Genomic DNA, 12,901 nt, shown 5'->3' with positions numbered 1-12,901 from the left:
AGATGGTGAGCGGTCCCAGTACTCGTCCGAAACTCTCACCATCTACGGCTGAAAAGTATCTTCAGATGCTTTAAGGTGGCGGATTTTCCCGGCGAGGGCGGCAGTCGCTGCAGGCCAGTGATGACAGCACACTAAACCAGCTCGCCAACCCGGTGTTCAAGGAGAACAAGCACACAGGTATGGCTTTCCGGACGCTTCAAGAACAGCGCGGAGGTTCAGCAGCAGCAGCCGGGGTCAGGCGCGCGTGAGTGCCGCGGCTTCGGCGGGTACTGGGCCAATTTTGCTCCCAGTGAGGCTGATGCGCCGCTCATCGAAATCGTTATCAAGAGCAAGCACTGGGCGCCGACGACTTTCTAGATGCAAAAAAAGCCGAATCTGGCGACCCGCTTGATTGGCGCGAGAAGGCCGACCATTGACGAAGCTGTCGGATTTTGAACCATCGCATGACGCTTCGTGTTTTTTGCGCATCTGCAAAGTGCTGCTGCGCAGGTGCACGGTCCGGGCCTCTGCTGCGTCTTATAAATGTCATCTTGCGCGCGCCAGTGACGCGCGCGGCGGCTAGATCGAGCCAGCGGCTCGATACCGATGGGGCGTGGATGCCTGACAAAGCACGAGGAGGTCGATGACAAAGCGTTTTCGCAACTTGGCCCTATTGTTCATACTCACCTCCATCGTTGTCTTCCCCGCCGCGAAAGCGCAAGATCGCCGGACTATCACCGAGCCTGTTGCACCTCATAGTGTGTGCGAGCGCCTCGTGCCGTCTGGCAAGCAAGATACGACCACGTTGCAAAATGCCATCGACCAATGTTCTTCCGGGGCCGCCGTGTATTTAGGGCGTGGCGAGTTCCGGTCGGGCCCGCTCGAGATGAAATCGGGTGTGACGTTATGGGTCGGACGCGGGGCGACGCTGATCGCCATCCCCGAACCTGCTGCTTACGACAAGGGCCTCGGACAATGTGGTCGTATTGCGGAAAAGGGCGGCGGTTGCCGGCCATTCATCAGCTTTTCTAGAACGCGCGGCGGCGGCATCTACGGAGAAGGCATCATCGATGGTCAGGGCGGCGCAATAATTGGCGGCGGCGCGGAAACCTGGTGGCAGCTAGCGCGCCGCGCTCAAGCCCAGGGCGGCAACCAGAACGCCCCGCGCTTGATCCAAATCGATCACGCGCAGGACATCACTTTCTCTGGTGTCACCTTGCGCAACGCTCCCAACTTTCATGTCGCGATGAACCGGGTCCAAGGTGCCACGTTTTGGGGCCTCATAATCGATTCACCGGCGGATGCGCGCAACACCGATGGCATCGATCTTGGCGCGAGTCAGGATGTGACCATTACCCGCAGCTTGATCCGTACGGGTGACGACAACGTCGCAATCAAGGCCGGCGACAATGGCTCAAGCAGCCATATCTCGATCATTGATAATTATTTCGGCTGGGGGCATGGCATGTCGATCGGCAGTGAGGTGAATTCCGGGGCCAGAGACATATTGGTGCGTAATCTGACGCTGGATGGTACGACGTCCGGCCTGCGCATCAAGAGCGATGTTAGCCGAGGCGGTCTGGTCGAGAGCGTGACTTACGAGTACGTGTGCCTGAGGGGCAACCGGTGGCCGCTAGCTTTCGATACAAAATATGATCCGCGCGCACAAGGCACGAGAATTCCGGTCTATCGGCGAATCGTTCTCAGTCATGTGCATGGCGACACCGGTGTGTTGCTGATGCGCGGCGTAGACGAGGAGCATGCACTTGACGTGACACTCGAAGATGTCCGATTTGCCGATTCCGCCACTTGGCAAGTTGAACATGCGAACGTCACCGCAAATCATTCTGACGTATCACCGCCGCTGCCCGGACGAGCTTCAAAACCGCTGCTGCGCGGCTCGGAGGTATGTTCCAGGGCGTTCCGCAACAGCAATCGGTAAGCACTACATCCGCCGCCGAACTCGGGTGGTGAGTTCAGAATCTGCGCCAAGATTACTGGTGTTGACGAAGGTCGGCCTCACGTCCGGACTTGTTTGCAATTGTCTGACGGTTTGCAGGGCCGGGAATGCGAAGGTGACGTGGAGGTTCTGATTTGGCGCGAAAAAATGAGTTGCCCATGCGCGGCGGCTATCCCGCATAGAGAGGCTCTGTCGACTGCGTCGAGGTGCCGCTGACTCAACGAAGTGTAGGATCATGCGTATTTTCGTTCACCCTGCTGCACTTCTGACGGGATGTTTCTGCATGTCATCAGCATACGCTCAGCCACTGTTGGTGTCGCATGCCGAGAATGCAGCCTATCACTCCGTGCAGCAAGCTATCGACGCATTGCCGGCGGAAGGCGGAGATGTTCGGATCGCGCCGGGTATCTATCGTGAGAAGGTCAAAATCTCCAAATCCGGTGTTCATCTCTCAGGGACTGGTGGCAAGCCGGAGCATACCGTCATTGTGTATGGCGACGGCGCGATCAATGTAGGAGGAACCGCCCGGTCGGCGACGCTGGATGCCACTGGCGATGACTTCCGGCTCGAGAACTTGACCATCCAGAACGACTACTCTCTCAACCCGGCCAATCCACCCTCGCAGGCGGTTGCACTATCTCTTACCGGAGACAGGGACGTCGTTACGCGCGTCCGCCTGCTCGGCGCCCAGGACACGCTGCTTGCCGGCAAGGGTCCAAACGGCAGAATGTCACGTCAATACTTCTCGAACTGCTACATCGAAGGGCATGTCGATTTCGTATTCGGCAACGCCAAGGCCTGGTTCCGGAAATGTGAGTTGCACGGCATCGCCAACCAGGCGGTCGTCTTTACCGCTCAGAGCAAGGCAGCACCGAACGAGGACAGCGGCTATGTTTTTGATCATTGCACTCTAAGTGCCGACCCTGCCGCACGCGATATCGCGCTTGGCCGACCCTGGCGGCCGTACGCCACAGTGGTCTTTCTGTCGACGAAGATAGATGCGCAGGTTATTCCCGAAGGCTGGCGCGAATGGGATAGGGGCAAGACCAACAACTTGAGCACGAGCTATTATGCCGAATATAGATCCTTCGGGGTCGGGGCTAACCCCTCAGGCCGCGAACCTTACTCCCATCAACTGACCGATGTGGAAGCCGCGAGATGGTCCCTGACAGCGTTCTTCGGGGGTGCCACAGATTGGCTGCCTGCGGAACCATATCGATGGAAGACAAAACAACGCTGACGGTGAGGGAGCGACGGCGATCCTCGGATAAATGACGAAGAGAGCGGACATGATGGAGAGTGGTATCCAGCAACCAAACTGCCGGGGCGTTGAGGGGGCAGGGCGTCGGCTGTCACTCCAAGCTTAGAGGAGCTCGTTAAGACGCTCCATCGCTCGCGGCGGGATGCGATCATCCGGTTATCCCGCCCTTATTGGCAGCCTGTCCAACTACCCGTCGAAGATTGGGGCCAATGGGCGTAAATCGAATGTGAGGCCAACATCGCAGCTCGATTTAATCGAATGCACAAGCGAGCGCAGAAGGTCATTCTTCAGCTCAGATGAAGGCAAAGTCGGCATAAATTTCTCGTCAGGCGCCGGCCGTCGGCATTCAAAATAACATGTCAATCGACTCCCTCTCATGTCAAGTGCCGCGCAACATTTCCAGGTGTGCCGATGGCCGTTTTCATCAAGGAGAGCCCTGATGCAAGAGCATGCGTTCATCACGGCAAGCAGACCTGCATGGGGCCGGTGACGGGGTTGTAGCGGCTCTTCCGTCGTCGGCGGGCTTGCCCAGCGAACCGATTCAAATGGCTCCGATAGCCGGGCACCGCGATTACCCAACGCCCCTTAGGCCAGCGGCATATTGCAGCGGGCGTCTCGCGCGATCCGCGATGGGGTCTTTACGGGCATACGCGTAGCCCTGTCGGCGGTGCCTTGAAGCTTGTTCCCGAAGGAAGGTCCCGAACCGTCTTTGGAGCAGGATTGCCAGCACATGGTTGATGACGGGCTGTTGCTCGATGTGCCGGACACGTTTGACGAATTGATGCGCCGCTGCGCGAAGATCGAAACGCGCGCGAACAAGCCAGCTTGAACTCTTAACATTGCAGGCGTGTCCGATAAATGTGTACTGGCGTGCTCCGCATGGAGAGTTGGTATGACTGACGATCCAGTCGTTGCGCATAGGAGCCTCAGTAGAGAGCTAGCAGCCAGTCTTCTCCAAGCGTCGACCTGACCTACATCAAACGGCAGCATGACAGACAGGAGCAACGCCGGTCTCTCGATCGGCACTCCGCTGCACTCGCTGCGCATTAGGCGTTCCTCTCGGCCCCCAAACCGGTGCACGAGAGGAACGACAACAAAATTTAACAGCATCCTACGGCAGAGGGGGCTTCAGAGCGCGAGGCCGTGCTCATTGAGCACCTTATCTCTTAGGGCGCCCTTGATCTCACGGGCGATTTCTTTGCGAACTGCGGCGCCCAACACTCGCTTGGCATCTTCGACGAGGCCAGCTTCAGCCCCGGTCAGGCCTTGATCGGCGAGCTGTTGCTCCATTCGGCTGTCGAACTCCTTTCCCATTGCACCAATGAGCTGGTCCTGCGTCTTGGCATGCTCTTCAGGTGCGATGCGGCGAATCACATCGTCCCAAGGCTGCCAATCCATTGCCAAATAGTCGGCAAATTCGGCCGCCTCGCTCTCCCGCACGGATGTCTCTGCCCTGTCAACGTCAGAGTCGGTAACGCCGGAGACTTCAAAGAAGCGCATGTCCGGCGCGACGTGTTGTAGTCCCAGCCGCTCGCGCAGTTTGCTCTGATAGGCAAGAAAGACTTCAACGGCGTCGATGTCTTCTACGTTGTCGACCGAGGCGAGCGAGTGAGCCTTATCGCGCGCGATCGCCTCGAGCGCGTCCATGCGGAACATGACGCGCCCCAATTCGATGAGATCGGCAAGCCGTGCCTTGTTGTCATAGAGGCCGTTCTCGACTTCCGCGATGAGGCGCGCGGTCTGCATTCCGTTCCAGGTTAATGTTCTGCGGTCCTCGCAGCTCTGGTTGGCATCCCATGCCAGTTGAAAGTACTGGGCACGCAGTTGCGGGTTTTTTGCCGCCTGACGCAGATCATTGGCCACCGATTGCCGGAACCCTTCATTGCCAGAGCTGACGGACTCGAACAGCTTGGCGAGGAAAAGCCCGTATTCCCGAGCGCCCGGCTCTTCTGCAAAGTTCTGCCAAGCGGCAAGCACCTCCCGATCGTCCTCCTGTGGATTGCCCTTCAGCCATTCTGCAACTGTTTCAGCTAGAGCGTCCGCCTGCTCATCGTCTGTCCCGGACGATTCACTTTCGTCGTCGTGCGAAAGGTGGACAGTCGGGCCGACATAACCCTCCGCGCCTATGATTGCCCCCAGGTTCGCCAGCACCTGCTCAGATAGCGGATTTTCAGTCAGAACTAGGGTGCCACCATCGCCCAAGGCGGTCAGCAGGTTCTCGGGCAGACTGGTCAAATGGTTTTGGCTTACGTCGAGAAACCGGAGCGAAGCTGGGAGAGCCGCCGGCAGATCCGTCAGTTGATTTTGGCTGACGTCGAGAAACTCGAGCATAGCAGGGAGCGCCGCCGGTAGACTCGTCAGCTGATTATCGCTGAGGTGGAGAAATTGGAGCGAAGCAGGGAAGGCGTCGGGTAGGTTCAGCAGCCGATTGTAGTTGGCGGAAAGAAATTGGAGCCCGGCAGGCAGCACGGCAGGTAGGCTCTCCAGCCGGTTCGAGTTCACGTCGAGGCCTCTGAGCCCGCCCGGGAGCGCGGGCAGGCTGCTCAACTGATTGCCACTAACATCAAGACGCTGGAGCGAAGCCGGAAGTTCGTCAGGCAGATTGGTAAGCCGATTGAAGGGCACATCGAGCACGACGATCTCGCTTGGAAGTCTGGGCAGACTGGTAAGGGACAGCGACTGGAGATCCAGCGTGGCGTCTTCACCCAGAGCATTGACCCGCCTTGCCGCTTCGTCCCGGTCCTCGAGGAGACCCACGTGCTGTTCAGAAGCCCAATTCTCAAGGGTCTCGTCTGCTTCGGTCACCGCATGGGTTGAATGCCCGGAGTTTGCTGCGAAACCCGTCACGAATGCATCCCAGTGTGCCGCCCCCCGCCCGTCTTCCGCCCCCTCTTGTTGGGAAGATGCAGAAGGAATGCCTCCGTCAGGCCGAATTTGCCCTGTCTCAAAAGGATCCATTTCACCTCCCTTACCACACCGGGCCAACTCAGCCCGTGACAACACCATCTAGGACCTAGGACACTTCTCTTTCGACAAGCTGACGGTCCTATCGCAGTTACCGCAGCGATGGCATCGAAGCAGGCATAATTTCGGTGCAACGATTTGGAACTGTGAATCCATGGTGGCCCGTTAGCTCCGCCTACACGTTTCCGCACCGACGCGGCAGCGGCTTAAACATCGAGCCCGGGGCGCGGCAACGGTGCGTTACCTCAATGGCAGGCAGGGATCCCTTTTCGGCCGAGTCCGTGAAGAACGAAGAGCGGCAGGCGCTCGAACGCTCACGTCCGCGGCCCGTCCTTTCACATGCCAAGGCAATCGGTGCAACGCTGGTCTTTGCTACGGGTGGCAAACCGAGTGACTTGGGCGTTTTTGCAGCGAGACTCGTCAGCTGATCGACAGGTGGCCGTGCTAGCGGCAGAACGCTTTCACGTTAGCGGTCCTCTGGATCTATCGGCCAACGGAATGGCAGCAAACGTTGCAGCAGCAGCGATCCATTCGCCGCCTCCAAATCGTGTGAAGCTGAACCGCCTTCGACCAGGGCGGGCCGCCGCGGGCGCACGTGCGCCCGCTCGAATGATTATTGCGCCAGCGCGCAAACTCCTGCTCCGCGGCCTTGCGCAGCGGCACGCGGATTTCTTAGTTTCTGACGAGGCAGATAAGGTGATGGACACAGGACAGGCACAGCGGAGCGCAGGTTCTGCCCCGGATAATTTTGAAGAAGGGGAGCGGGAAAGCTACCTCGGCGGCTTCAACCGCGCCTTGGCAAATTTGGTCGAAAGCTTGACAGGGTATCGGACCCCCAGCTCCGCGCGCGCGCGGATCCTGGACGAGTGGGTTGGCGAAGAGGGGCAGGGCTCAGCGGAGAACCGCGGACAGGGGCGCTCGCGAATCAGGGCTGCGGACAACATGCGCTCGCACTTGGTCGATTTGTCATCCCTGTCCTTAACCGCTTTGCCCGACGCCCTGCCGCCGAGACTGCTGAACCTCCGCGCCATGCACAACGAGCTAGGCAGCCTGCCCGCTAGCCTCCCACCTGGTCTCCACGAACTTTTAATTAGCCACAACCGGTTGACCAGTTTGCCGGACGCTCTTCCGGCGAGCCTCTATCGCTTAGAGGTGAGCGATAACAGGTTGACGAGTCTCCCAGATAGCCTCCCGGCGGAGCTGGGGATCCTGAACGCAAACAACAACCGACTGACTAGGTTGCCCGACGCTCTCCCGAGCAGCCTCACCTCGCTCGAGGTTAGTGGCAATCAGCTGACCGAACTCCCCGAGTCCCTCCCATGGCGGCTCGTTGAGCTCGATGTCAGCAGCAATCAATTGGCCAATCTCCCCGAAACCCTTCCGAGCTGGCTTGAATCGATCGATGTCAGCGGTAACCGGCTGACCAGCCTGCCCGAGGATCTCCTACCGGGGAGTTTGAGCCATCCGCTGCAGAACGTCGAGTTCGGTAATAACCCATTCCCGGACGAGGTCCGCGCTCACCTCGCGGCCCCCCATCTTGAGCAGCTGCCTCTGGACGAGGCTGCCGCGCACTGGCTCGGGGACGATCCGACGGCGCTAGCCGAGTGGCAGCACTTTGCGGATGAGCCTGGCGCCCAAGACTACGCCCGGTTCCTAGAAAGGCTACGTGGGACCGTCAATTATGGCAATCACGAGTTTCGGCAGGCCGTGGCGGACGATCTGCGGCAGGCGGCGACCAATCCGAGATTGCGCGAGCAGTTTTTCACACAGGCTTCTGAAGCCAACGCGAGTTGCGAGGATCGTGTTACTCTGCACTGGAACGGTATGCGGACCGCGCGCCTTAATGCTGACGTCGAGGAGGGGGTGTATGATGATAGGCTCGGCCAACTCATCCAGCGCGGCCGCGTTGCGTTCCGCCTGGACGCGCTGGAAGGCATCGCGCGCGACAGGGTCAACGCGCTCCTCACTCTCCACCCGGACTTAGACGACGTTGAAGTCTACTTGGCCTATCAAAATCTTCTTCGCGAGCCGCTGGAGCTGATTCACGTCGCCCCTGACATGCGCTTTCTGACGGTTTCTCACGTGTCATCCGATGATGCGGCGCGCGCACTGGACTCGGTTCGCGAGCAAGAAGCGAACCAGTTTACTGACTACATGGCAACCCGCTGGCAACCCTGGGAGACGGTGCTGAGGCGAATCGCTCCTGATGAATATGAAGCGATGCAAGACCGGCTCGTCGAAGCCATGGGCGAGGAGTTTCAAACCCGCTTGGATCAGCGACTGGCCGAGCACGGTCTTCTAGGCGATCCGGATGCGGAGCGGGTGCTCGGAGCCCAAGTCCGAAACGAGCTCGCCAGCGAGATCAAACGCGATGTCATGCACCGTGTGCTGGCCGAGCGTGGCGGCCTCGAACTCTGAGGTCTCATCACGCGAGATATATCTATCAATGCTCTGTGGCGGAGCCAAAAATCGGTCAAAGCCTCGCCAATTGCCGCGAAGGTGCTGTCGCACTTTGGAAAATGCGGGCCTTTCGGTCTTGCCGAGCGATGAAAACGCGCGCGCAATGCGAGGCATATCTGCGTCAGCTCAACAGCTCCTCGGGACCAGAGCTCCGTCCGTCGGAAGTTGTTGAGCAGACCAGACAGGGCGCTGCGCCGGCCAACCAGATCGTTTGACGTGGGAGTTAACTGTTCGTCAGATCTAGTGAAATTCGAGCCCTTCCAGCGAGACTCCATCTCGCCAAGCAAGTGTTGGAGGACCGTATTCGTAGCTTACGACGGCCCATCCGTCATCCGGGCGAAGTCGTTCACGCGCCTGATCGAGGCGCTTCCGAGACTGCACGACAAGCCTTGCGGTTCCGCAGTCAAGGGCTGAGGCGGATTGAAGCGAACGAATGAAGTCTGCTGGATCTTCATTTGCCGAGCTGGCTTGCCAAGCTCATCCTCGAACTGCGCGCTGCCTGTCCGATCCCGAGCGCCGAGAGGCGCTCGGGATGACTACTGAGAACTCAGGACAATCTGCACATCTTCTTGAAAAAGCTGTCTGGGCGATTTGATATCTGAACTCGCTGTTCGTCTCGTCTAGGCGACTACGCTCCCTCAAGGGCAGCCCTATGTGATCCACGTCTTCCGGGAAGCGGGGGATACGCCGTAAGCCTTCGAAAGGGACGTTCTGCATTCGAACGAAAGCGCCGGACCTGGTAAACCGCAGTAGGCCAATTCGGTCCCTCACAAGCGCAGCCGAAAGCAACAAATGGAAGTCCAGGTTACCAGAACGCCCCCGGTCTGCGTCAAGGAGAGGTCGCTGTCCGTCATTGAAGAGCACCCGCAGGATAAGCTCAGCGCCAAAGTTGATGCGAAGGAGGAGAAGATGCTCGTCACGCCATGACCTTAGACATTGTTAGCGGCTGAGTGAGTTCCGGGCCTGATGCTTGAATTCCTCACACGATCGACAGGACGATCCATTGGTATCATCGGCTTACGAAATTCGTCGACTGAACAGGCCGGGCGAAGAGGTGCAAAAAGATTGGAGCGCCTATCGCCAGGCGGCGGCCGATGCGAGGCCGTCAATCGCGCAGCAATGTCCTGATCTCGTCAGCTTTTCGAAAGGTTGCGGCTACAACAATCCACAATCTGTTTCTTGCTAGACGATCTGCTACGAGGCCGTACCGATTGCTGTCGGGCCTGTACAAACATGAGGAGAGCAGGGTGGATCCGGTTGACCCATTCTTCGATTCAGGAGCCTGGATGCGGGAGTACGCCGCCCTGCAAGAGCGGACCGCGCAGCGAGGAGACAACCAAAGGGAGCACGGTGGTTTTGAACGGCGGCTGGAGGATTTGAATCTCGATCCGTCAGATGAAAGCAACTCAAGTTCGCCTGATCGGGCTCCCGCAGGAGGGGGTCGAGCAGTCCGGCGGGAGAATTTCGGCGGTTCGATGCGGATGCCGCCGGACTCCGCTTTTAGGGAGAGTGCGCTGGGCGGCACGCGGCGGAGCGTAGACATTCCCAGCTTCCAGCTTCCCGCTTCGGCGCAAGTGCCGCAGTCCGGCTTGCGAGATGATCCGTTCAGCAGCGCGCGCTACAGCTTTCCAGACGCAGAGTCTGCCGCGTCGGCCAAGAGCGGAAGAAGCGGCGGATTATGGTCACGCTTCAAGTCGGGAATCGGCAAGGCTTTTGGCGGGAGCAGCAGCGAAAAGTACTCGCGCAATGCGAGACAGGGGGATGCCTTTTCCACGACTTTTCGCATTGACTATGCTCGCCAGCCAGGCCGGACGCGCGCTGTCCCAGAGGAGGACGAGGTGCTGATAAGAGATTTCAGAAACAAGGCCGCGGGTAACCTCACCGACGGCACGATCAAGAATGCCGCAGCCGATTTGCGCCATTTGAGCGCGCGCCTGAGCACCGCCGGCAGGCCCTCAATTGCGGATCGAATTCAACGGGAATCAGAAAACGCGCAGCAGGACAACCCGGAGGTGGAAAACCATCAGCTGGAAGCTGAGCTGGATGAGGATGTCGATACCTACGCAAAGGACAGAAGCAGACGCATCAAAGCGGCCTTGAAGAAGCTCCGTGAGGTCGGTGCCGGAAACGCGCTGGCGCCTGATCTCCGCCGACTGGCCCCTCACCGCGCGGACGCAATCCTCATCGACATGTGGTCGGCGGCGGAAAAGGCGGCGCACAGGATCGAGCCGGAGACGATCGACAGGCAAGCTCGCCGCATGTATAGGCTAAGTGAGTGGCTGCAGATGCATGATCGGCCGGCAATGGCTGGCAGACTTTCCACCCCAGCCCTTGACCGGGATGTCGAGGAATACAGGCGCGAAACCAAGGACGGCAAGATCAAGCCTGATCTAGTCAAGCTTGGCCAATACGAGCAAATCCTGGAGGCGAACAGGGCGCTTGGATTGCCGCCTCCTGAGGATCCGGGCCAGCCTTCTTGGGAAGCTGCTCGACAGCCGCACTCACTGCAGGAGCCTCCTGCAACGCCAGCCACCCCGAGCGCGGGAGCCTGGGATTGGCTTGGCGAGCAGATCCATGGGCCCACCACATCGATGCGAGCGCCCAGCGATTGGCAGGCCGGTTCGTCGCAAGAGCTTCCCGCAGCCCCGGCAACGCCGAGCGCGGCAGCCCGGGATTGGATTGGCGAGCAAATCCACGAACCCGCCTCACCAGTGCCAGCGCCGCACTGGGCCGCGCAAGCTCATCCGCCGCTCGAGCTTCCTGCTACTCCGGCCACCCCGAGCCAGGGAGCCTGGGCCTGGCTTGGGCAACAGATGCAAGAACCCGCATCGCCGTCATCGGTAAGGCCCCGATCCTCAAACATCTACGGCGGTCTCGACTCCTTCGTTGATCTGGATCCACCCACACCGCACGATTTGCGTGACGATGCGCGCTCTGCGCCAGCACCTGAATTTGCAGCCACCTCGTGGTTCGCAGGACCGCCGGGGCCGGCTGCGGAGCTGCGGGATATCGGAGCGATCGTTGGCGCCGACTGGCGCCACGGCTCCAGGGCGGCTTCAGACGTGTTGATCGACGTATTGAGCAATATCAATCTGCTGCCAAACCAGTTCGGGCCAAGTCAGTTTGCGATCAATGGGGAGCGCTATTCCGCGACTGTCGGGCCGGAAGGCCCCATGGATGTTCGCCTGATCCATCACCCGCGCGCTGGCGGGATAAACGAAGCTGGCCCATCGCAGCCCCTCTATCGTCCCCCGCAGATCGTCAGGGCCGCGCGACCCGACGAAGGTACAGTCGATCTTGGCTATTTGATTCGGGGCGGATGGGAGCACCGGGAGCGATTCCTGCCCGATTACCTTGTCCGCGTCCTTGAAGGCCAGCGCATCATGCCGGAAGTTGGGCGCCCGACCTATTTCGCTATCCGTGGAGTGCCTTATAGGGGCGAGTTGGTGGAAAGCGCGGGACGTCGGCGCGTTCGCGCCTATCCCGAACGTGGCTGAAGAATCAAACTTGGCTGCATTTCCAAATGCTCGGCGGGCAGTTCGCGCGCGGCCTTCGCTCACGTCGCGCTTGATGGGCCATGCATCCAGTCGATGTAGATTGCAGAGCTGAGGCGGGACGTTGGCGATGGTGCTGGCGGTCGGTTTATCGTGCTACAACTCCAATGCTCGTACTCAGACACGAGGTTGGTCTCGAAGACGACTGTCTCTCGCCAACGCCGTGTGCACCCCGATCGATAGGGCCCTCCTGCGACGCTTACCCGAGGGTTCCTCCCGAGAGCTCTGCTCTGCGTCGAGCTCCCCTCGAGAACTGCTCCTCGTCAACAGTAAACCCTTCAGGATCAACGAAAAACGAGAGGCCCAGGGGATCCTCCCATTGCCGCTGAACCTCGTCACGTAAGTCCTTTCGAGCTGCTGAAGCTCCTTTGAAGGAACGGAACATGGCAATGCTATGGATTGGTCGCCCAGATGATCCAGTAGGCAGCGAAGCTGCTCTTAAGAAGCTGCTCTGGACCGACAAGGACCTGTCCTTCGTGGAGAGCCGACGGTACGGGCGTATTATCCTGCCCACCCTGATGCTCCTCTTGCCGGTTAGCCTCGTGCGGCACGCGGTTCTGCACAGGGGCGCCATCGATGCGTGTCCGTGGGTATGGCGTCTTGGAGAATTGATGAGAGTCCGGTTCTGTGGGGGAAGAATTGAGATTAGCGCGAGTGCGCCTTGGACGCACGATGGGCACGACGCCCCCCGTCGAGCGAAAGGTCCGTAGATACTTTAATGCT

At 59.5% G+C, this 12,901-nt stretch carries 6 protein-coding genes; 4 read left to right on the top strand and 2 right to left on the bottom strand.

Annotated elements, in window-relative coordinates:
- Window positions 1-234: 234 nt before the first annotated feature.
- The gene (locus tag I6F16_RS33925) at window positions 235-495 is read right to left on the bottom strand and encodes a hypothetical protein (RefSeq protein WP_225174330.1); all 261 of its coding nucleotides are present in this window, start codon (window positions 493-495) and stop codon (window positions 235-237) included.
- 127 nt (window positions 496-622) lie between these two features.
- Here I6F16_RS33925 and I6F16_RS33920 point away from each other — a divergent pair, with 127 nt between their 5' ends.
- Window positions 623-1,921 (top strand): glycosyl hydrolase family 28 protein, encoded by a 1,299-nt coding sequence (locus I6F16_RS33920; protein ID WP_225174329.1) that lies wholly within the window; start codon window positions 623-625, stop codon window positions 1,919-1,921.
- Between the two features lie 301 nt (window positions 1,922-2,222).
- Window positions 2,223-3,179: a pectinesterase family protein gene (locus tag I6F16_RS33915; protein ID WP_225156240.1), complete on the top strand. Its 957-nt coding sequence runs from the start codon at window positions 2,223-2,225 to the stop codon at window positions 3,177-3,179.
- A gap of 1,149 nt (window positions 3,180-4,328) precedes the next feature.
- Here I6F16_RS33915 and I6F16_RS33910 read toward each other — a convergent pair.
- The gene (locus I6F16_RS33910; protein ID WP_225174328.1) at window positions 4,329-6,158 is read right to left on the bottom strand and encodes an NEL-type E3 ubiquitin ligase domain-containing protein; all 1,830 of its coding nucleotides are present in this window, start codon (window positions 6,156-6,158) and stop codon (window positions 4,329-4,331) included.
- Between the two features lie 705 nt (window positions 6,159-6,863).
- Between I6F16_RS33910 and I6F16_RS33905 the strand changes: the two genes are divergently transcribed.
- Together I6F16_RS33905 and I6F16_RS33900 are read left to right on the top strand one after the other, a co-directional pair.
- Window positions 6,864-8,582: an NEL-type E3 ubiquitin ligase domain-containing protein gene (locus I6F16_RS33905; RefSeq protein ID WP_225174327.1), complete on the top strand. Its 1,719-nt coding sequence runs from the start codon at window positions 6,864-6,866 to the stop codon at window positions 8,580-8,582.
- A 1,289-nt stretch (window positions 8,583-9,871) separates the two neighbouring features.
- Window positions 9,872-12,121, top strand: a complete 2,250-nt coding sequence (locus I6F16_RS33900) for a hypothetical protein (RefSeq protein ID WP_225174326.1) — start codon at window positions 9,872-9,874, stop codon at window positions 12,119-12,121.
- Window positions 12,122-12,901 lie beyond the last annotated feature (780 nt).

The sequence above is a fragment of the Bradyrhizobium sp. IC4060 genome, assembly GCF_020193715.1.
In the GTDB taxonomy this organism is placed as follows: domain Bacteria; phylum Pseudomonadota; class Alphaproteobacteria; order Rhizobiales; family Xanthobacteraceae; genus Bradyrhizobium; species Bradyrhizobium yuanmingense.
The sequence above is the reverse complement of the archived record's forward strand: the minus strand, read 5'-3'. Positions and strand labels throughout refer to the sequence as shown.

Excerpts from the sequence above, each read along its gene's own strand:
- I6F16_RS33905 (WP_225174327.1), top strand. The coding sequence starts at position 6,864 with ATGGACACAGGACAGGCACAGCGGAGCGCAGGTTCTGCCCCGGATAAT.
- I6F16_RS33910 (WP_225174328.1), bottom strand. The coding sequence starts at position 6,158 with ATGGATCCTTTTGAGACAGGGCAAATTCGGCCTGACGGAGGCATTCCT.
- I6F16_RS33915 (WP_225156240.1), top strand. The coding sequence starts at position 2,223 with ATGTCATCAGCATACGCTCAGCCACTGTTGGTGTCGCATGCCGAGAAT.
- I6F16_RS33920 (WP_225174329.1), top strand. The coding sequence starts at position 623 with ATGACAAAGCGTTTTCGCAACTTGGCCCTATTGTTCATACTCACCTCC.